This is a genomic window from Aureimonas sp. SA4125, from assembly GCF_019973775.1.
Taxonomy (GTDB): domain Bacteria; phylum Pseudomonadota; class Alphaproteobacteria; order Rhizobiales; family Rhizobiaceae; genus Plantimonas.
Map to the genome: position 1 here is coordinate 1026887 of NZ_AP025032.1, position 18876 is coordinate 1045762.

Below are 18876 nucleotides of genomic sequence, written 5' to 3' on the forward strand. Positions count from 1 at the left end.
GTTGACGGACACGACCCCCATACGGGTGATCCCGGATGTCGGTTATGTCGCCGCGCCCCTGGTGCCCGAAACGATTCCCGGTGCCGACATCCCTCTGGACATGAGCCACTGCGCGCTGCGCAGCGTGTCGCCGGTACACATCAAGTACCTCCGCAATATGGGCGTCGGCGCGTCGATGTCGGTTTCGCTTTTGGGGCAGGGTGAGCTGTGGGGGCTGATCGCCTGTCATAATGCGACGCCGTTGCCCGTGCACTATGAGGCTCGGGAATTGTGCAAGCATGTCGCACAGATCCTTGCCCAGAAGACTAAGGCGCTGTCCGATGCTGATTTGCACCGCCTGACACGCGATCTTGGCTCTGCGGCGGATCGGTTGTTGCGGGAGCTCATGGACACGGACGATCCTGCCTCTGTCCTGCTCGCCCGATGTTCCGCCTTGGTGGAGGTGGTTCGTTCGGGTGGTGTCGCGATAGTCTGGAAAGGATCTGTGGCAACGGCCGGCCGGGTACCGCCGGAGCCCGAGGTCAGAGAGCTCGCTGATTGGCTGACACCTCGTCTACTTGGCGGCGACACGTTCGTCAGCGATCGGCTCTCGGAGCAATATTCGCAGGCGGCACGGTTTGAGCGTGAAGGGAGTGGCATTCTCTCGCTTCTCTTGCAGGGAGACGATCCGCCGCTACTGATCTGGTTTCGCGCTGAACAGGTCGAAGAGATCAACTGGGCAGGAAATCCGCACGAGCCGCTGGATCCGAACTCCCGGCATGGTGCGCTGACCCCCCGAAGATCTTTCGCGAGTTGGATGGAAACCGTCAAGGGACGCTCCGGACCATGGCGGACTGTGGAGGTCGACACTGTGCGCAGCTTCGGCCGACGGTAGTGTCCGCGCTCGTGGTGGAAATTCCGACATTGAAAGGTGTGGCTGAGGCGGTCACCGGATAGGGCGGCTAAGGTGGAGTTGCGAGACTTCAACCTGACCGGAGAACCCGATGACCGAGGACAGACTACCGCTTGCCGAGCTTTTTGCGAAAGCCGGGGACGGCGATTTCCTGAGAACGATAGCCGAGAGCGTGATGCAGCTCCTTATGGAGGTCGACGTTGAAGGCATGATCGGCGCCGGGCGCCACGAACGGACGCAGGAACGGGCGACTTATCGCAATGGCTACCGCGACCGCTCGCTCGACACGCGGCTCGGCTCGTTGCAGCTTCGGATACCCAAGCTTCGGCAGGGCAGCTACTTCCCGCCGTTCCTGGAGCCGAGAAAGCTCTCGGAGAAGGCCTTGGTTGCCGTCATTCAGGAAGCTTGGATCAGCGGCGTTTCCACCCGGCGGGTCGACGATCTGGTACAGGCCATGGGGCTGTCGGGGATCGGCAAGAGCACCGTATCGAAGCTGTGCAAAGACATCGACGAACGCGTCGGCGGCTTCCTCGACCGTCCTCTCACTGGCGACTGGCCCTACCTCTGGCTGGATGCGACCTACCTGAAGCAGCGCGAGGGTGGACGCATCGTTTCGGTCGCCGCCATAATCGCCGTGGCCGTGAACACGGACGGCAAGCGCGAGATCGTCGGCCTTCACATCGGCCCCTCGGAAGCGGAGACGTTTTGGTCGAGCTTCCTCAAGAGCCTCGTGCGCCGCGGCCTGTCCGGCGTGAAGCTCGTGATCTCGGATGCTCACGAAGGGCTGAAAGCCGCCATTCGCCGGGTGTTCAGCGCCTCCTGGCAGCGCTGCCGGGTGCATTGGATGCGCAACGCCCTGTCGTATGTCCCGAAGGCGCAGCAGAGCATGGCGGCGGCCGCGCTGCGCCAAGCCTTCGCCCAGCCCGATCGTGCTAGCGCCAGCCAGGCGCTGCGCCACGTCGCCGACCAGCTTCGGGGAAAGTGTCCAAAGCTCGGGGCCTTCATCGACAACAGCGAGACCGACGTGCTGGCGCACATGGATTTTCCCAGTCAGCACCGGACCCGGATCCATTCGACGAATTCCCTGGAGCGCCTGAACAAGGAGGTGAAGCGGCGTGCCGACGTCGTCGGAATCTTCCCGAACGAGGGATCCATCATCCGGCTCATCGGCGCCGTCCTTCTCGAGGCCAACGACGAATGGCAGATCCAGAACCGCTACATGCAGACCGAACCCATGGCCGACCTCATGGCCATGGGCAACACTGCAAAACCCGAACAGATTTCCACCGAAGTCGCCTGAAACGGAGCCGCTTCAGCTACACTCAATTTCCACCACGTTGACGGACACGACCTCGGCCGACGGCTTGCTCCAGTGTTGCAACAACAGCGGGTTCGGGAACTCAACCTACTGCTCCGCCAAGCGAATGAGCAACTGGCAGTGCTGGCGGGTACCGATGGACTGACGGGCTTGGCTAACCGCCGCACGTTCGACGAACGTCTCCAAAATGAATGGGCGCGTGCCCGGCGCCGCGGCTCACCGCTGGCACTCATCACTCTCGACCTCGACTTCTTCAAACAATTCAACGATCATTTCGGGCATCCTGAAGGAGACACCTGCCTTAGACGCGTCAGCCAAGTCATCGCAGATGAGCGCCGGTCCACGGACCTGCCAGCGCGGGTCGGGGGCGAGGAGTTCTCGATCCTGCTTCCAGAAACGGAGCTAGAGGGAGCCTTGCTTATTGCGGAGAAGATTCGCTCTCGGGTCCAGGCGCTACAGCTTGGCCATCCAAAGAGCCCGTTTGGAGTGGTAACAACGAGCTGCGGTGTGGCGGTTCAGGTTCCCGCCGCCACCTTCACGTTGGAAGACCTGGTCCGCGCCGCAGACCTAGCTCTCTACGCAGCCAAGGCCGCTGGCCGGAACCGCATTGTGAGCGCCTAAGGCCCGCGTTTCGACTTTCGGTTGAGGCCCGTACGGCAGAATCGACGTAGAGCCTGGAGTGATCGCCGCGCTCAAAACAACGTCTACTTCCCGGGCTTCGATGAACGGGACCGGGAACAAGGCGCACCGATCATCGCCGTTAACGTTCGTTCGTCCGCATGGGAGCGGCATGCGTTGTTATTTCCTAAAATCCACGTACAGTGCAGCTCAGTAAGCTTACTTTATTTTGACCGTCCGTAAACGCCATGACGATCTTTCTTATTTGAACCTTCGTAATTCAGCTTACTGCTTATCACGGCCACGGCCACGGCCACGGCAGCGCGCTGGGACCTGAACCACAGAACTGGCGCCTCAATGAGTAGCTCGACCGTTGAGGAGCGCCGACTCAGCGTCTTGAACGCCCTAAACATCATCTCCGGATCTCGGAGTCGGATCGACATCGGCTAGCCGAAATCGACATTCAGGATTCCCAACCGATGTGATCGCTGATTCGTAGGGTTCCGTGTTGAGACGCGGAGCTTTTGATGGCGGCCAAGCGGTACGAACTTAAGGCGGAGCAGTGGGCGCGGATCGCGCTGCTTTTGCCCGGCAAGGCTGGCGATCCGGGCCGGACGGCCTTTGACAACCTGTTGTTTGTTAACGGATGTCTATGGGTGCTGCGCTCGGGCGCGCACTGGTGCGATCTACCGGAGCGCTATGGCAAGTGGAAGACGGTGCATCGCCGCTTCAGCCGCTGGTGCCATGCTGGCGTCTGGGAAAGGGTGTTCGAGGCGCTTACCGCCGATCGCGACAACGAATACTTGATGATCGATAGCACCATCGTTCGAGCCCACCAGCAGGCAGCCTGCGGAAAAGGGGGGCCCAGGATCAGGCGCTGGGGCGTTCCCGAGGGGGACTGACGACCAAGATTCACATGCTCGCCGACGCGCTCGGCCGGCCGCTGCGCTTCATCATCACCGCCGGCCAGGCCGGCGACTGTCCGCAGGCGGCAGCGCTCCTCGACGGCCAGCCGGGGCAAGCCGTCCTCGCCGACAAAGCCTATGACAGCGGCGCCCTGCGCGCAGCGATTGCCGGGATGAACGCTACTGCCGTCATTCCCTCGAACCGATGCCGCAAGATCGTCATTCCTCACGACGTCGAGGCCTACAAGCATCGCAACCGGATCGAGAGGTGCTTCTCCAAGCTCAAGCACTTCCGCCGTTTCGCCACACGCTATGACCGAAGAAGGATCCACTTCACAGGCTTCGTACACTTGGCCGGTGCCATGATCTGGCTCAACTGAATGTCGATCCGCCCTAGTACTGTTGTGCAGTTTGGTGCCGCTTAGGTGACTCGAACACCTGACCCCGTCATTACGAATGACGTGCTCTACCAACTGAGCTAAAGCGGCAAATCCTGGCCGGAGGTTGGTGCTTCCGCGGACGGCGATGAGATAGCTGCAAATGGCGCCGGGTTCAAGCGCCAATCCGTGGTGCCGGCGCAGGAATTGCCGGCGCACCCGTCTGGCGCCAGTCCCACGCAAGTTCGCGCCTCATCGCGGCGCGGCGCGGCGCGAAGGCGGGGCGGTGTTGCAGGCGTGGCGACGGGGTTTCCCGGCGAGGGTGCCGCGCCGAGGCGGGGCGTCAGAGCGACAGACGGGCCCGCGCGGCGCGGTATTCGGCGTCCAGCCGGTCGACGAGAGCGGCGGTCGGCACAACCGCCTTGACCGCGCCGATGCCCTGGCCCGAGCCCCAGATGTCCTTCCAGGCCTTGGCGGCGCCCTTGGCGAAATCCATCGCCGACGGGTCGCTGTCGGGGAGGGCATCGGGATCGAGGCCGGCGGCGGCGATCGAGGCCTTCAGATAGTTGCCGTGAATGCCGGTGAAGAGATTGGTGTAGACGATGTCGGCGGCCGCGCCGGCGACGATGCCCTCCTTGTAGGCTTCGCTGGCGCGCGCCTCTTCGGTGGCGATGAAGGCGGAGCCGATATAGGCGCCGTCCGCACCGATGGCCTCGGCCGCCAGCACGGCGTCACCCGTGGCGATCGAACCGGAGAGGAACAACGGCCCGTCGAACCATTGCCGGATCTCGCCGACGAGGGCGAAGGGCGAGAGCGTGCCGGCGTGACCGCCGGCGCCGGCCGCCACCGCGATCAGCCCGTCGGCGCCCTTGCGGATGGCGCTGTGGGCATGGCGGTCGTTGATGATGTCGTGCAGCGTGGTGCCGCCATAGGAATGCACCGCCGCATTCACCTCGGGCACGGCGCCGAGCGAGGTGATCACCAGCGGCACCTTGTGCTTCACGCACATCGCCAGATCCGCCTCGAGCCGGTCGTTGGAGCGGTGGACGATCTGGTTCACGGCGAACGGCGCCGAGGGGCTCTCCGGATGCGCCGCGTCGTGGGCGGCGAGCGCTTCCCGGATCTCCGCCAGCCATTCGTCGAGCTGTGCCGCCGGCCGCGCGTTCAGCGCGGGAAAACTGCCGACGATGCCGGCCTTGCACTGGGCGATGACGAGCGCTGGATGCGAGATGATGAACAGCGGCGCCGCGATGACCGGGAGTCGCAGGCGATCCTTCAGCAGCAAGGGGAGGGTCATCGGCGGGCCTTCTCATATTGACGTAAACGTAAGACGATTAGCAGATCGGCCGGCCCGCACAACCCGTAGCGGCATCCGGAACCGTCGTTGGGCCAGCGTGGCGCCGGCTGGGCTTCAGGCCGGCCTGTCGATCCGCCTCCCACCCTGGCCCCGACCTGCCTCAATGAATCCCCTTTTTGCGAGCAGAGGTGCAAGATTGGCCGGACGGGGCCGATCCATCGACCGCCAGGAGAATAGCTGTATGCCGTCCCGATTCCGCCTGATCGCCGCCGCCGGCACCGCCTTGGCGCTGCTCGCACCGCTGCCTGCTTCCGCCGCCAGTCCCGATGCCTGGAAGGATTTCCGGCGTGACGTCGAGGCTGCCTGCCTCGTGGCCGCGCAGCCACTGTTGCGCGAGCCGCAGATCACCGTCGACCCCTTCGGATCGCCGAGCTACGGCCTGGCCTTCCTGCGCGGGCTTGCCGCCGAGGACGGGGCGGCCCGCTCGCTCGTCTGCATCTACCACAAGACCACCCGCACCGCCGAGATCGGTGGCACGATGGCGCTGGAGACGGCCGTGCCGGCTTTGGCCGCGGCGAACTTGCCTGCCTCGGCCGGTGTCGCGCCGGCCGCCGGTTCTGTCGCCGCACCCTCCGCGGTGTCGGCTGCCGGGCGCGCTGCCCCGCCGACCGTCGCCGCCGCCGGTCTGCCCGGTGCCCCGCCGGCAGCAGGCCAGGCCCCCGCGAGCCTGTCATCGAGCCCGCTCCCTTCCAGCCAGCCGGCGGCGGGACGGTCTCCGGAAATGCGGTCGCAGGCGGCGGTGGCGCTCGAGCAGCGGTTCCTGTCCTCCGCATCCCCACAGCCTTTGGCCGCTCCCGTTCAACCAATGGCCGTCGCAGCCTTTGCGCCGACGGGCGAGGGCGCGGCAAAGGCCTTTGCCGGTCAATGCGATGCTACCTGCGCGGTGACGCTGGCGGCACTGGCAGAGCCCGATCGCACGGCGCTGGTCGATCTCGCCGCGGAAGTCGACCGGACGCTCGCCGCCCATCCCGGCGCCAAGCTTGCGGCAGGACCTGAAGCTGCGCGCGCCGCCGTGGCGGCCCTGGCCGGCAGCGCCGCCGGGCAGAAGACAGGTGCCGTCGCGCGGCCCTCGGCGACGCTTGCCGGCGAGCGCTCCTGCGTCCTCTATTATTTCGGCTACGAGAACCAGGCGGCCCGCAGCGTCGCCCGCCATCGCTGCCGCGTGACGGCCGACGAGGCGGGCGGTCTCGTCGTCGACAAGACGTCGGGAGAGCGACTCCATGCCGAGCTCCGGCCGCTGACCGACGAATTTTCCGCCTTCGTCGGGCGGACCTTCGAGGCCGGACAGGATGAGACGACCTACGACCCGGCAAAACCCGTGAGCAGCGCCGACAAGGAACTCGGCAACACCGTCGGCCTTGCCGCGGCCGTCGAGGGGCGCCTTGTCCTCGTCTCCTCGCAGCGCCGGCGGTTTGCCGACCAGGGCGATTTCTTCTGGGTTTTGGCGCTCGATCCCGCCTGACGGCATTCCCGCGGCGCAAAGGCGGGGAAAAGCCCCGACATCGCCTGTTTCGCCGCGCCTTCGACTTGCATCGCGCGGCCCCAGTGACGATCTTCGGCAGACGATGCAGAACCTCTTTCCCGCCGTTCCAAGAACCCTGTCGCTGTTTGCCGAGCCCGTGCGGACCGTCGTGCGCGTCATCGACACCGAGACGGCCGGTCAGCGTTTCGAGGAGGATGCGGTGCTGGAGATCGGCTCGGTCGATCTCGACGTCGCCACCGGCGCGATCTTCAACCCGATGCAGACGCTGGTCGATCCCGCCGGCGTCGCCATCAACCCCCATGCCCGGCGAATCCACCAGATTTCCGACGAGATGCTTCTGGGCGCCCCCGGCTTTGCCGAAGCGGTCGCGCCCTTTGCCGGCGCCGCCTTCTACGCCGCGCAGCGCGCCGAGTTCGACCGCCCACGTCTGCGCCTCACCGGCCGCTGGCTCTGCACCCACAAGCTCGCTCTGCGCGCCTTCCCGAGCGTCCAGGCGCACGGGCTGCAGTCGCTGGTGAAATACGTGCCGCTCGATCTCACCGAGGTTCGCCCGCTCTTCGAGGGCCTGCACCCGCACCGCGCGCTCTACGATGCCTTATGCACCGCCGTCCTCCTGCGCAGCATCGCTGCGGCCCTGATGCCGCGCTGCCAGGACGTCGCCGATTTTCTCGATCGCGCCGAGCAGGTGTCGAACCAGCCGGCGCTCCTGGCCAAACTGCGCTTTGGCAAGCACAAGGGCGTGCCGCTCCGGGACGTGCCGCCCGACTATCTGGAATGGCTGATCCGTGAGCCCGGCATGGATGCCGACGCGATCTACTCCGCCCGCCATCACCTGGCGCGCGCGACGGTGCGCGGCGCGAGGGCCGATCGGACCGGTTCGGCGGGATAGGGAAGGGCGAAACTCGGGGCCCGGCAGAGCCGGGGGGCTGGCCGAGGCTCATGAGCGTCGACGGGTAGGTCGCGCCTTCATGTTGTCGCGATAGGGCTCGCCGATGGCTCCAATCGTGACCGTGCTCGGCTGGACCGCGCGCGCCGGCTCCCGATGGTCTCACCTCTCGAGGCCGGGGCAGGACTTTCGTCCAGCCCCGGGTCGCATCAGTTGGAGCGGCAGCGGCCGGTCTTGGTGGTTTCCTTGTCGCCGTCGTCGTAGGCAATGCCGATCTTCTCGCCGGCAAGGGACGCGATCTTGCCGGGATACCAGGTGCCCTGGCCCTTGTAGTTGCACTCGACCTTCATGCCGATCATCCAGTCATAGGCGCGGACGTCTGAGATATCGACCGTCTCGCGGTCGCCGTCGTCGTATCGGATGGTGATGTTGCCACCATCGAGCTTCTCAACGACGCCCGGGAACCAGTAACCCGCGCCCTTGTAGTTGCCGAGAACCCAATCGCCCTTGGTCTGCGCGACGGCCTGAAGGCCTCCCATCGCCAGCAGCGCGACCGTCAGGGCGGAGATCATCTTTACACGCAAAGTTGCTTCCTCTCAGAAACTTGCCTGCATGACCGGTCCACCAAGGACGACGGCTGGCAAGGCCTTGAAGGCGTATTCGCTTTCCCCAAGGACAGCAATACTTCCTTCAGTGGATTTTTTCTTGAGGCGCCGGTAAAGATCGGAATAGACGGCGGATAAGCGCCTGTTTATGTTGATGTTTTATTCGGTTAAGTAAGTATAGCATCCGCTACGTCCGGCGGGCTGTGCGCTCGTGGGCGGGATTTGCCCGTCTCCGGCGCGCGGGGTGAGCGCGCAAGGCCCGTATGCGCCAGTGAAACGGCCGCTCGGGCTGACCGTCGCCCGGGTCGTCGTCGCTTGCGAAGGCGCTGCGCGCCCGACCGCAGCATCGCCGCGACCTGTCCGCATGCGAAGTCGGCCGCGCGCTTTCCCCGAAACCGGAGTCCTCCTTTCCCGCGCCCGCCCTAAGTGCCGTCGCACCCTCCTTCTTCGCCGGGCCGCATGAAACGTTTTGCCGATCTCCTCGACCGTCTCGTCCTTACCCCCTCCCGCAACGGCAAGCTGCGGCTGATGGTGGACTTCTTCCACGAGGCGCCCGATCCCGAGCGGGGCTACGGCCTCGCGGCGATTACCGGCGGGCTGGACATTCCCGGCGTCAAGCCGGCGATGCTGCGCGCGCTGATCGCGACGCGGATGGACGAGGTGCTGTTCGGCTATTCCTACGATTATGTCGGCGATCTCGCCGAGACCATCGCGCTCGCCTGGCCGGAACCCGCGTCCGACCCGGCAGAGGGTGCCGGCGCTGCCCGGGACCAGGAAGCGGCGGAGGCGGGCGAACCCTCGCTGACCGAGATCGTCGAGACGCTGTCGCATGTCTCGCGCGCCGAGGGGCCGAAGCGGGTGGAGGCCTGGCTCGACCGGCTGGATGCATCCGGCCGCTACGCGCTGTTGAAGCTGGTCACCGGCGGCATGCGCATCGGCGTCTCGGCCCGGCTGGCCAAGCAGGCGCTGGCCGATTTCGGGACCAAGGATATCGCCGAGATCGAGGAACTCTGGCATGGCCTCGCGCCGCCCTATGTGACGCTCTTCGCCTGGCTGGAGGATCGTGCGGAAAAGCCCGTCTCGGCGGCCTTGGCGCCCTTCCGCCCGGTGATGCTGTCGCAGCCGCTGGAGGCGCAGGATTTCCCGCGCATCGTGCCGGAAGACTACGCCGCCGAGTGGAAATGGGACGGCATCCGCATCCAGGCGACGCGCGACGGCGGCGTCTGCCGGCTCTATTCGCGCACCGGCGACGACATTTCGGGTGCCTTTCCCGATCTCGTCGAGGCGATGGATTTCGACGGCACCCTGGATGGCGAGCTCCTGGTCGCGCGTCCCTCGAGAGAGCCGGGCATCGTCGTCGGCACCTTTTCCGACCTGCAGCAGCGGCTGAACCGCAAGGCGGTCTCGGCCGCGGTGATGAAGAAGCACCCGGTCTTCCTGCGCGCCTATGATCTGCTGCAGGACGGGCCGGATAACCTGCGCGGGCTCGCCTTCGCCGAGCGGCGCGAGAGGCTGGCGCGCTTTGCCAAGGCCCTCGATCCCGGCCGCTTCGACCTCTCGCCGATCGTCGAGTTCAAGGCCTTCGAGGATCTGGCCGAAAAACGCGTCAACCCGCCGCATCCGGTCATCGAGGGGTTGATGCTGAAGCGCTGGGACTCGGTCTATGTGCCGGGCCGGCCGAAGGGTCCCTGGTTCAAGTGGAAGAAGGATCCGCATCTCGTCGATGCCGTGCTGATGTATGCCCAGCGCGGCCACGGCAAGCGCTCAAGCTTCTATTCCGACTACACTTTCGGGGTTTGGACCGGGCCGGAAGACGCGCTGGAGCTCGTCCCGGTCGGCAAGGCCTATTTCGGCTTCACCGACGAGGAGCTGAAGCAGCTCGACAAATATGTCCGCGACAACACCATCGAGCGCTTCGGCCCGGTACGCTCGGTGCGGGCCGAACCCGATCATGGTCTCGTCCTCGAAGTCGCCTTCGAGGGCCTCGCTCGCTCCCCCCGCCACAAGTCGGGCGTCGCCATGCGCTTTCCCCGCGTGTCGCGTCTGCGCTGGGACAAGCCGGCCTTCGAGGCCGACCGGCTGGAAACGCTGCAGGCCATGCTGCCGGAGTGAGGGGACATCCGGTCGCCCTGCCGCGCCCGTCTTGCCCTCGCCGGTTTCTACGCTTACCTCCGGTGCAGCAGAAGCACTGGGAAACCCACATGTCCGATCGCGTCTCGAATTTTCTCGGCGGCTCGCCGCTCTCCGTGATCGTCAAGCTGGTGCTCCTGTCGATCGTCGTCGGACTGCTGCTGTCCTGGCTGGACTGGAGCCCGCGGGACATTCTCGACTGGATCACCGACTTCTTCTACTGGCTCTGGTACACGCTGTTCGGCTCGCTCGACCGCGCTCTGGACTATTTCATCCTCGGCGCCGTGATCGTCATCCCGCTGTTCCTGCTCTCGCGGCTGATGCGGACGGGGCGGCGCTGATCTAAAGCGGTTGCGCTTCGGGATCGAAGTCGAGGCCGTTTCCGACCGCCTCGACAGTCAGCCGCCGGGCCGGAAAGTCCCGGGTTGTCAACGTCATCTCGTCGCTGTCGGCCTTGCCCGTCGCGATCTCCATCCGACCCGTCGCGTAGTTGGCGCTGACCTGGCGGATCTCGCCGCTGTTGCGCATAATGCTGTTGCGGTCGAAGCCGATCAGCTCGAAGCGGTCCTTGCGCCAGCGAAACGTTGCCTTCGAGTGATGCATCTCCCAGCTTCCCGCCGAGGCGAAGAAGGAGAGCGACACGCTGAAGGCGCCGCGGGCCAAGGCCAGGCCGTCGTCAAAGGCGTCGTCGATGTTCCACTGCTCGCGGCGGGGGATCAGCGTGTGGTTGTCGAGAACCAGGCGGTAGCCGCCCTCGGGGTTTGCGAGGGCGGCGGCGAGGATGCGGGGATTGCTGTCCATCGGTTCCGACGACCACCCTGCCTCGACGATCTTGGCAGGGTCCGTCCCGTGCAGAACGAAGACGACGTCGCTGCGCCCGTCCTTGTCGAGGTCACCATGTGCCTCGGATTCGAGCCTCCAGCCGCCCGGCACGAAGCCGGCGACGGTTTGGGCGGAGCTGACGAGCTCTGGATAGTGGGCCGGCGGGACGTCGCCATCCTCCGCCATCACCGGCGGCAGCGCGGCCAGGGGCGCCAGTCCGGCAAGAGCGAAGGCGACGAGGCGCGAGGGGAGGCACGGGGTCATCGAGGGCTCCTGCCGATACTGGCGTCGCGGGCTTGCTGGATCGAGGCGAGAATTGCAGGTCGCGTCGTGGCGGTCGAGCCCGATGACCGGGGTTCGGCGCGATCGCCGTCGGCGCGACCCGTCAGACGAACTCGCTCGCCACCCGGTGGAGGATCGTGTGCCGCCGGGCAAGGCTCTCGATATCGCGCGAATAGCCACCGCCGATGACGCCGGCCAGCGGGATGCCGCGGTCGCGGAAGAAGCCGATGACGCGGCGGTCGCGCTCGGCAAGGCCGGCATCGGTCAGAGAAAGGCGGCCGAGGCGGTCGTCGCCATGCGGGTCGACGCCGGCATTGTAGAAGACGATGTCGGGACTGGCGTCGTGCAGTGCCGTTTCCAGCGCGAAGGGCAGGACGGCGAGATAGCCATCGTCCTGGGTCTTGTCCGGCAGCGAAGTATCGAGGTCCGACGGCGGCTTCACCGCGGGATAGTTGTTCTCGGCGTGGATCGACAGGGTGAAGACATTGGGCACGCCGGCGAAGATCAGCGCCGTGCCGTCGCCCTGGTGGACGTCGCAGTCGAAGACGAGAATGCGCCGGACGAGACCCTCGGCGAGAAGCACCTGGGCCGCCACCGCCACATCGTTGAACACGGAAAAGCCCGCGCCCCCGTCCGACGCCGCATGGTGGCTGCCGCCGGCCGTGTTGCAGGCGAGCCCGCGCTCCAGCGCAAGGCGGGCGGCGAGCACCGTCCCGCCCGTCGCGCAGCGCGAGCGCAGGGCGACGGCGGCGTCGACGGGAAAACCGATCGCCTTCTCCGTCGCCGCCGCCACGGTCTGCGTGAGCACGGCGTCGACATAGCCGGGCGAATGGGCCCGTCGCAGCCAGTCCGGCGCGGCGGGCTCGGGCACATGGTAGCCGCCGGGCGCGACGAGACCGTCCTCGACGAGGATTTCCGCCAGGCGCGAGAATTTCGACATGGGGAAACGGTGCCTGGGGTCGAAGCGGGCGTCGAAGGCGGGATGGTGGACGATGGCAAGGCTCATCGCGCGGCAGATAAGGCGCCGCGCCGGCGTGTCATCACCTGTCGGCCTCCGCAGCGTTCTGACCACGTCTCCCGCGTCTGGAATGCACGGCAGCTTGTAGCGGACGCGGGAAAATGGCACGCCACCGTCTCTGGCGACGGCAGGGGAATTGGGCGATGACGGCTGGCGAGAGGGCCGACGCGGTGGCGCAGGCGCGGGTATCGCGTCCTTTTGCCGTGACCCATCGCGACGTCTTGCGCATCACGCTGCCGATGACGCTCGCCTTCCTGACGACGCCGCTCCTCGGCCTGACCGACATCGCGGTCGCCGGCCGGCTCGGCGAGCCCGCCGCGCTCGCCGGTCTCGTCGTCGGCGCGCTGATCTTCGATTTCGCCTTCTCCACCTTCAATTTCATCCGCTCCGGCACCACGGGCCTGACGGCGCAGGCCTTCGGTGCGGAGGACGGCATGGAGATGCAGGCGGTGTTCTGGCGGGCGGTCATCCTGGCGCTTGGCATCGGTGCCGCGCTGATCCTGCTCGAACCGGTCATTTCGGTGCTCGGCCTTCTCGCCATCGCCCCGGATGCCGAGGTCGCCGCGGCGACGCGGACCTATCTCTTCTGGCGGATGTTCTCCGCGCCCTTCGCGCTCCTCAATTATGCGCTGCTCGGCTATGTCCTCGGGCGCGGGCAGGGATCGCTCGGCCTGGTGCTGCAACTCGTCATCAACGGCGTCAACATCGGCCTGTCCATCCTCTTCGGCTATGTCCTCGGCGGCGGCATCGCCGGCATCGCGCTCGGCACCGTTTCGGGCGAGGCGATCGGGGCGGCGATCGGGCTTGTCGTCGTGATGCGCGGCTTTCCCGCGGGCGAGCGCCCGGGCCGGCGCCGCATCCTCGACCGGGCGGGCTTTCTGAGGATGATCGCGCTGAACCGCGACATCATGATCCGCTCCTTCTGCCTCCTCGGCGGCTACATGCTGTTCACCCGCCTCGGCGCCTCGCTCGGCGCGCTGACGCTGGCCGTCAACGGTGTCCTCCTCAACCTCTTCATGATCGGCGGCTATTTCCTCGACGGCGTGGCGACGGCGTCCGAACAGCTGGTCGGCCGCGCCGTCGGCGCCTTCTGGCGGCCGGCTTTCGATCGCGCGGTGAAGCTGACGACGCTCTGGGCGCTCGGCCTGTCCGGCCTGCTGACGCTCGTCTTTCTTCTGGGCGGCAATGGTTTCGTCGACCTCCTGACGACGGATGCGGCCATCCGCGAAACGGCGCGGCCCTATGTCGGCTGGGCCGCCGTCTCGGTGCTCGCCGGCGCGCTCGCCTTCGTCATGGACGGGATCTATATCGGCGCGACGTGGTCGCGGGCGATGCGCGACATGATGATCCTCTCGGTCGTGCTCTTCGCCGTCCTCGCCTATGCCCTCGTGCCGGTTCTCGGCAATCACGGCCTGTGGCTGGCTTTCAACCTCTTCCTGTCGCTGCGCGGCGCGACGCTCCTCGCCGCCCTGCCGTCGCGGCGTCGACGCACCTTTGGGTGCTTCGGCGCCGCCTGACCTCAGTCGCCGGGGCCGGCGGCGAGCACTTCCTCGACGCAGCGATCACGCACCTCGTTGATGTGGCCGATGCCGTTGAGGTCCATGAAATGGCTCATGCCCTTCAGGATCTTCGTCGGCAGGCGAGGGCCGCCATAGACGAGGCCGGTATAGAGCTGGACGAGATCGGCACCCGCCTCGATCTTGGCGATCGCGCTCTTGGCGCTGTCGACGCCGCCGACCCCGATCAGGGCCATATCCGGGCCGAGCGCGCGGCGGAAGGCGGCGAGCACATAGGTCGAGCGCTGCCACAGCGGCCGGCCCGACAGGCCGCCGGCCTCGTTGCGATGCTCGACGGTGGTGGCGAGCCCGGGGCGGGACAAAGTGGTGTTGGAGACGATCAGGCCGTCGATGGCGTGACGCGCGGCGGCGCGGGCGATCTCGGCGATGTCCTCGCGCTGCAGGTCTGGCGCGACCTTGAGAAAGACCGGCGTGCGCGGCCTCGCCGTCAGCGCGGCAAGGCCGTTGCGCGCGGCGACGACCGAATCGAGCAGCCGGTCGAGGTCCTCGCCGGTCTGGAGCAGCCTGAGGCCCGGCGTGTTCGGCGAGGAGATGTTGACGGTGAGATAGCCCGCCACGGGCTCGAAGCGGTTGATGCCGTCGACATAGTCCTTGATCCGGTCGGGCGAATCCTTGTTGGCGCCGATGTTGACGCCGACGATGCCGGCCTTGCGCGACCGCGCCTGCAGCCGCTCGAACGTATCGGCATGGCCGTCATTGTTGAAGCCGAGACGGTTGATGACGCCGCCCGCCTTCGGCAACCGGAAGATCCGCGGCTTCTCGTTGCCGGCCTGCGGCAGGGGCGTGACGGTGCCGACCTCGACGAAGCCGAAGCCGAGCCTCAGCATCGCATCCGGCACCTCGCCATTCTTGTCATAGCCGGCGGCGAGGCCGAGCGGATTAGGGAAGGGGATCCCCGCCACCTTGACGCGCAGCCTTGCGTCCACCGGGATATCGACGCGCGGGATGACGCCGTTGCGCAGCGCCGCGATCGACAGGCCATGCGCCTTCTCGGCGTCGAGCCTGAACAAAAGCGGGCGCGTCAGCCCGTAGAGGCTTGTCATCGAATGCTGGCCGGAAAGACATGATAGCCGGCTGCATCCACCGGCAGCGCCTCGACGAAGAGCACCGCATCCATCGGCAGCGGCCCGTAGAGATGCGGGAACAGCTGGCCGCCGCGCGAGGGCTCCCACTTCAGCGCGTCGCCGAGGCGGTCCGGATCGATGCCGATCAACAACAGGTCGGTCTGGCCGCCGAAATGCCGGCTCGCGGTCTCGCGCACCTGCTTTGCCGTGGAAAAGTGGATGTAGCCGTCGGCAAGGTCGATAGGTGCGCCGTCGAACCGGCCTGCCGCCTCGGCCTCTTTCCACAGCGCCCGCGGCGCGATCTTGTAGATGGGATCTGTCATGGCTGTTTCGGTGCCCGAGCGGGATGAAAAGGTCAATCGCGGCATTGTCGCCGAAATTCCATCATAAGGGGATAGTTTCGGAGCGACAGTCACATCCCCTTGCAGTCGCCCGCCAAAGAAGCCGATCCTCGATTCCGACGGAGATAGCCCGATGAAGATCACGATGCTCGCATTCGCCGTCATGGCCTCTTCCGCCGCCTACGGCCCGGCCATGGCGCAGAGCCTGATGCCGTCGACTTCCACCGGGCGCTACGAGATGCAGCCGATCGAGGGCGGCGTCGCCCGGCTGGATACGCAGACCGGCGAGGTCAGCCTCTGCCAGGTCGAGGCCGGCACGATGCGATGCCAGCCGAGCGAGGAGGATCGCGCCCGGCTCGAGGCCCGCATCCGCGAATTGTCCGACGGCCGCGCCGACCCGGAGCGGCAGGCCGCCACCGCACCCCCGCCGTCCGCGGAGGAGGATGTCGAGGTCGACAAGGCGATCAACCAGATGAAGAAGTTCTTTCGCGCCTTCCGCGACATCACGCGCGAATTCGACGAGACGCCCCCCGGTCCGGCCCCATCGCCCGACCGGACGTGAGGCCGCCAGGCTGAAACCGCTTTCGGTCAGGCCTCACGAGACGATGGCATCCCGGTAGGTCGTTTCGGCGCCCGCTCCAAGTCTTGCGGTGCGGCGCGGCGTGATTGCTTCATCGCCGCTGGAGCGCCGGACCCTCTGCCATCTTCCGGCGCAAAAAATCCTCCATCTCGCCCGTCGAGCGGGTGCCGGTCGCCGAGGGAAATGCCTGGAACACATGGCAGCCGCCGGCGTGCAGCGAAAGCTCGGCTTCATTGCCCGCGGCGAGCCAGCGGCTGGCGAGAAACAGGGTGTCGTCGATGAGGAGATCGCGTGTGCCGCAGGTGAAGAAGGCCGGCGGCAGGCCGTGCAGCGCGGCGTGGAGCGGCGAGATTTCGGGAGAACGGGGATCGAGGCCGGGGGGAACGAAGTGGCGCACGAAGGTCGCGACGTCCTCGCTGTTCAGAACGAGCCTTTCCGCGCCGAAGGACCGGACGCTCGGCGTCATCGACAGGTCGTAGCAGCCGGCGTTGAGATTGGCGGCATGGAACGGCGTCAGGCCGTGCCGGTCGCGCAGGCGCAGCAGCGTCAGGACGGCGAGATGGGCGCCCGCCGACTCGCCGCCGATGGCGAGAAACCCTTGCGGCAGTGCGCCGTCGGCATCGACCAGCCGATCGTGGATCAGCGCCAGCGCCGCGTCCTCACCGTCGTCGGGGCCTGTCGGATAGGGATGCTCGGGCGCCAGGCGGTAGTCCACCGAGACCACCGCAAGACCCGTCCGATCGGCCAGCTGGCGCAGGAACGGGTCGCCCTCGGCGGCTTCGCCGAACACCCAGCCGCCGCCGTGAAAATGCAGGAAGGTGCCTGCCGCTTCCCGTCCTGTGGGGCGGAACACCCTCAGCGGAATGGCGTGACGATCGCGCGCCTCGATCCAGATCCGGCTCGCCAGCCGATCGGGCTGGACCGGCGGAAAGATCCCGCGGCCCTCGCGCCGCGCCTGCCTGACCGCCTCCAGGGGGAGCGACCAGGGGCTCGGCCTCGCCTTCTGCAAGGCGATGATGTCGGCATTGATCGCCACGAGTTCCGGTTCGGCATTGGCGGGATCGAAAACGGCGGAGTCGATCACGAGGGGCTTGGCGACCATGCTGAGGACATCCTATTGCGGGCCAGGACGGCCCCTCCGTGCCCTTGGACGGCAGGGCTGAAGTCGGACCATGGAAGCATGATGGGGCAGCTTTGCCCATATCCTGACCCCTATCCCGGCGCCGCACCTGCCTTGGAACGGCCACGGGGCGGGCCGAGAACCGCCACCGGCATTGCCGCCGGGTCGAGAAACGAAAGGAACGGCGCCTGATGGAGCCGATGCAGTTCATCGAGACCCTGGCCGTGCGGACCCGGCCGCGGGCGATGCACGACCTGTCGCCGACGGTCCAGGAGCGCCTGAAGAGCCTCGGCGCCGGCGACGGTCTTCTCACGGCCTTCGTCCGCCACACCTCCGCCTCGCTCACCATCCAGGAAAACGCCGATCCGGACGTGAAGGCCGATCTCCTCGACGCGCTCGACCGGCTGGCCCCTTCCGCGCCGATCTACCGACACGCCGTCGAGGGGCCGGACGACATGCCGGCGCACATCAAGACCGTTCTGACGGCGACGAGCCTTGCCGTGCCGGTCCTGCGCGGCCGGCTGATGCTCGGCACCTGGCAGGCGCTCTATCTCGTCGAGCATCGCGCCCAGCCGCATGCGCGCGAGGTCGTCCTGCATTACGCCGGAACGCGTCTGCCCGCGGAGGGGCGGGCCGCCGCGCCGCGCCGCTGATCGGCGCGTCGGACGGGCGCGCCCGGTTGCGCCCGGTGCCCACGGGACGGCCGGCATCGTCGGGGCGGCGGCGGCATGGCCCTTGATCGCAATCGCCGAACCCTGTTGATAGGGGTCATGCGGGGCGCAATCGGTGCGTGTCGTCCCGAACACCGATCCACCCTGCCGGAGCCGATCGTGAACCGCATCTTCATCGTGGCCGACGACCATCCACTGTTTCGCGGTGCGCTGAAGGAAATCCTCGGCTCGCTGCCGGGCGAGCATCGCGTCGTCGAGGCCGCCGATTTCGATGGCGCGGCGATGGCGCTCGCCGCCCATCCCGATGCCGACCTGATGCTGCTCGATCTCAACATGCCCGGCGCCGACGGGTTTGCCGGCCTTGCCGTGATGCGGGCCGAGCATGCGGGCGTGCCGATCGCCATCGTCTCGGGCAGCGCCGACGCCAAGCTGATCCGGCGGGCACTCGATCTCGGCGCCTCCGGCTATATCCCGAAATCCTCCGGCTTCGACGAAATCCGCGACGCCATATCGGCGCTTCTGGCCGGCGACGTCTATCTTCCGGCCAATGTCGATCTCGAGGTCGAGCCCGATCCGGAAGTCGCGCAGCTGATCGAACGCATGCGCAGCCTGACGCCGCAGCAGACGCGCGTCCTCACCATGCTGGGGCGCGGCCTTCTCAACAAGCAGATCGCCTACGAGCTCGGCATCTCCGAGGCGACGATCAAGGCGCATGTCTCGGCCGTCCTGCAGAAGCTCGGCGTCGACAGCCGCACCCAGGCCGTCATCCGCCTCGCCAAGCTCGATCCCGGCCGCGAGCCCGGCGGGGCGCTCTGAGGCGGGCTTGCGCG

General features: G+C 66.9%; 19 protein-coding genes and 1 tRNA gene. 12 read left to right on the forward strand and 8 right to left on the reverse strand.

Annotation, left to right across the window (positions count from 1 at the left end; translation table 11 throughout):
* Window position 1: 1 nt before the first annotated feature.
* From Sa4125_RS04690 to Sa4125_RS04705, 4 genes are all read left to right on the forward strand, one after another.
* Window positions 2-874 (forward strand): GAF domain-containing protein, encoded by an 873-nt coding sequence (locus Sa4125_RS04690; protein ID WP_224004167.1) that lies wholly within the window; start codon window positions 2-4, stop codon window positions 872-874.
* A 109-nt stretch (window positions 875-983) separates the two neighbouring features.
* On the forward strand, window positions 984-2192 hold the full coding sequence (locus Sa4125_RS04695) for an IS256 family transposase (protein WP_223998301.1): 1209 nt from the start codon (window positions 984-986) through the stop codon (window positions 2190-2192).
* 72 nt (window positions 2193-2264) lie between these two features.
* The gene (locus tag Sa4125_RS04700; protein ID WP_224004169.1) at window positions 2265-2831 is read left to right on the forward strand and encodes a GGDEF domain-containing protein; all 567 of its coding nucleotides are present in this window, start codon (window positions 2265-2267) and stop codon (window positions 2829-2831) included.
* 524 nt (window positions 2832-3355) lie between these two features.
* Window positions 3356-4113 (forward strand): IS5 family transposase gene (locus Sa4125_RS04705; RefSeq protein ID WP_267461356.1). Its coding sequence is split into 2 segments (ribosomal slippage): window positions 3356-3677 and window positions 3677-4113, totalling 759 coding nucleotides; the frame shifts between segments, so codons are not numbered across the junction.
* Between the two features lie 32 nt (window positions 4114-4145).
* Here Sa4125_RS04705 and Sa4125_RS04710 read toward each other — a convergent pair.
* Window positions 4146-4221 (reverse strand) — tRNA-Thr (locus tag Sa4125_RS04710).
* Between the two features lie 232 nt (window positions 4222-4453).
* Window positions 4454-5407: a nitronate monooxygenase family protein gene (locus tag Sa4125_RS04715; protein ID WP_224004173.1), complete on the reverse strand. Its 954-nt coding sequence runs from the start codon at window positions 5405-5407 to the stop codon at window positions 4454-4456.
* A gap of 241 nt (window positions 5408-5648) precedes the next feature.
* On the opposite strand from Sa4125_RS04715, the gene Sa4125_RS04720 reads away from it, so the two are divergent.
* Together Sa4125_RS04720 and Sa4125_RS04725 are read left to right on the forward strand one after the other, a co-directional pair.
* On the forward strand, window positions 5649-6929 hold the full coding sequence (locus tag Sa4125_RS04720) for a hypothetical protein (protein WP_224004175.1): 1281 nt from the start codon (window positions 5649-5651) through the stop codon (window positions 6927-6929).
* Window positions 6930-7032: 103 nt separating this feature from the next.
* On the forward strand, window positions 7033-7839 hold the full coding sequence (locus Sa4125_RS04725; protein WP_224004177.1) for an exonuclease domain-containing protein: 807 nt from the start codon (window positions 7033-7035) through the stop codon (window positions 7837-7839).
* 206 nt (window positions 7840-8045) lie between these two features.
* Here Sa4125_RS04725 and Sa4125_RS04730 read toward each other — a convergent pair whose 3' ends face one another.
* Window positions 8046-8420, reverse strand: a complete 375-nt coding sequence (locus tag Sa4125_RS04730) for a tudor domain-containing protein (protein ID WP_224004179.1) — start codon at window positions 8418-8420, stop codon at window positions 8046-8048.
* A 480-nt stretch (window positions 8421-8900) separates the two neighbouring features.
* Between Sa4125_RS04730 and Sa4125_RS04735 the strand changes: the two genes are divergently transcribed.
* Window positions 8901-10553, forward strand: coding sequence for a cisplatin damage response ATP-dependent DNA ligase (locus Sa4125_RS04735; protein WP_224004181.1), 1653 nt, complete (start codon window positions 8901-8903; stop codon window positions 10551-10553).
* Between the two features lie 89 nt (window positions 10554-10642).
* The gene (locus tag Sa4125_RS04740; protein WP_224004183.1) at window positions 10643-10912 is read left to right on the forward strand and encodes a DUF6460 domain-containing protein; all 270 of its coding nucleotides are present in this window, start codon (window positions 10643-10645) and stop codon (window positions 10910-10912) included.
* A gap of 1 nt (window position 10913) precedes the next feature.
* Here Sa4125_RS04740 and Sa4125_RS04745 read toward each other — a convergent pair whose 3' ends face one another.
* Together Sa4125_RS04745 and Sa4125_RS04750 are read right to left on the reverse strand one after the other, a co-directional pair.
* A complete protein-coding gene (locus Sa4125_RS04745; RefSeq protein ID WP_224004185.1) occupies window positions 10914-11657 on the reverse strand; it encodes a hypothetical protein in 744 nt (247 codons plus the stop codon).
* Between the two features lie 121 nt (window positions 11658-11778).
* Window positions 11779-12681, reverse strand: a complete 903-nt coding sequence (locus Sa4125_RS04750) for a histone deacetylase (RefSeq protein WP_224004187.1) — start codon at window positions 12679-12681, stop codon at window positions 11779-11781.
* Between the two features lie 155 nt (window positions 12682-12836).
* Between Sa4125_RS04750 and Sa4125_RS04755 the strand changes: the two genes are divergently transcribed.
* Window positions 12837-14210 carry an MATE family efflux transporter gene (locus Sa4125_RS04755; RefSeq protein WP_224004189.1) on the forward strand — a complete coding sequence of 458 codons (1374 nt, stop codon included), beginning with the start codon at window positions 12837-12839 and terminating at the stop codon, window positions 14208-14210.
* A 2-nt stretch (window positions 14211-14212) separates the two neighbouring features.
* Here the strand turns inward: Sa4125_RS04755 and Sa4125_RS04760 are convergent, their stop codons facing one another.
* Together Sa4125_RS04760 and Sa4125_RS04765 are read right to left on the reverse strand one after the other, a co-directional pair.
* The gene (locus tag Sa4125_RS04760) at window positions 14213-15313 is read right to left on the reverse strand and encodes a quinone-dependent dihydroorotate dehydrogenase (RefSeq protein WP_224004191.1); all 1101 of its coding nucleotides are present in this window, start codon (window positions 15311-15313) and stop codon (window positions 14213-14215) included.
* Window positions 15310-15657, reverse strand: a complete 348-nt coding sequence (locus Sa4125_RS04765) for a DUF952 domain-containing protein (RefSeq protein WP_224007535.1) — start codon at window positions 15655-15657, stop codon at window positions 15310-15312. The genes Sa4125_RS04760 and Sa4125_RS04765 overlap by 4 nt, the downstream gene beginning before the upstream one ends.
* A gap of 151 nt (window positions 15658-15808) precedes the next feature.
* Here Sa4125_RS04765 and Sa4125_RS04770 point away from each other — a divergent pair, with 151 nt between their 5' ends.
* The gene (locus tag Sa4125_RS04770; protein WP_224004193.1) at window positions 15809-16237 is read left to right on the forward strand and encodes a hypothetical protein; all 429 of its coding nucleotides are present in this window, start codon (window positions 15809-15811) and stop codon (window positions 16235-16237) included.
* 109 nt (window positions 16238-16346) lie between these two features.
* Here the strand turns inward: Sa4125_RS04770 and Sa4125_RS04775 are convergent, their stop codons facing one another.
* Entirely contained in the window at window positions 16347-17357 is a 1011-nt protein-coding gene (locus Sa4125_RS04775) for an alpha/beta hydrolase (RefSeq protein WP_224004195.1), read from the reverse strand.
* Between the two features lie 209 nt (window positions 17358-17566).
* Here Sa4125_RS04775 and Sa4125_RS04780 point away from each other — a divergent pair, with 209 nt between their 5' ends.
* Window positions 17567-18028 carry a secondary thiamine-phosphate synthase enzyme YjbQ gene (locus tag Sa4125_RS04780; protein WP_224004215.1) on the forward strand — a complete coding sequence of 154 codons (462 nt, stop codon included), beginning with the start codon at window positions 17567-17569 and terminating at the stop codon, window positions 18026-18028.
* A gap of 174 nt (window positions 18029-18202) precedes the next feature.
* Window positions 18203-18862 (forward strand): response regulator transcription factor, encoded by a 660-nt coding sequence (locus Sa4125_RS04785; protein WP_224007538.1) that lies wholly within the window; start codon window positions 18203-18205, stop codon window positions 18860-18862.
* The last annotated feature ends 14 nt before the right edge of the window (window positions 18863-18876 follow it).

Excerpts from the sequence above, each read along its gene's own strand:
- Sa4125_RS04695 (WP_223998301.1), top strand. The coding sequence starts at position 984 with ATGACCGAGGACAGACTACCGCTTGCCGAGCTTTTTGCGAAAGCCGGG.
- Sa4125_RS04715 (WP_224004173.1), bottom strand. The coding sequence starts at position 5,407 with ATGACCCTCCCCTTGCTGCTGAAGGATCGCCTGCGACTCCCGGTCATC.
- Sa4125_RS04720 (WP_224004175.1), top strand. The coding sequence starts at position 5,649 with ATGCCGTCCCGATTCCGCCTGATCGCCGCCGCCGGCACCGCCTTGGCG.
- Sa4125_RS04725 (WP_224004177.1), top strand. The coding sequence starts at position 7,033 with ATGCAGAACCTCTTTCCCGCCGTTCCAAGAACCCTGTCGCTGTTTGCC.
- Sa4125_RS04735 (WP_224004181.1), top strand. The coding sequence starts at position 8,901 with ATGAAACGTTTTGCCGATCTCCTCGACCGTCTCGTCCTTACCCCCTCC.
- Sa4125_RS04740 (WP_224004183.1), top strand. The coding sequence starts at position 10,643 with ATGTCCGATCGCGTCTCGAATTTTCTCGGCGGCTCGCCGCTCTCCGTG.
- Sa4125_RS04745 (WP_224004185.1), bottom strand. The coding sequence starts at position 11,657 with ATGACCCCGTGCCTCCCCTCGCGCCTCGTCGCCTTCGCTCTTGCCGGA.
- Sa4125_RS04750 (WP_224004187.1), bottom strand. The coding sequence starts at position 12,681 with ATGAGCCTTGCCATCGTCCACCATCCCGCCTTCGACGCCCGCTTCGAC.
- Sa4125_RS04755 (WP_224004189.1), top strand. The coding sequence starts at position 12,837 with ATGACGGCTGGCGAGAGGGCCGACGCGGTGGCGCAGGCGCGGGTATCG.
- Sa4125_RS04760 (WP_224004191.1), bottom strand. The coding sequence starts at position 15,313 with ATGACAAGCCTCTACGGGCTGACGCGCCCGCTTTTGTTCAGGCTCGAC.
- Sa4125_RS04765 (WP_224007535.1), bottom strand. The coding sequence starts at position 15,657 with ATGACAGATCCCATCTACAAGATCGCGCCGCGGGCGCTGTGGAAAGAG.
- Sa4125_RS04770 (WP_224004193.1), top strand. The coding sequence starts at position 15,809 with ATGAAGATCACGATGCTCGCATTCGCCGTCATGGCCTCTTCCGCCGCC.
- Sa4125_RS04775 (WP_224004195.1), bottom strand. The coding sequence starts at position 17,357 with ATGGTCGCCAAGCCCCTCGTGATCGACTCCGCCGTTTTCGATCCCGCC.
- Sa4125_RS04780 (WP_224004215.1), top strand. The coding sequence starts at position 17,567 with ATGGAGCCGATGCAGTTCATCGAGACCCTGGCCGTGCGGACCCGGCCG.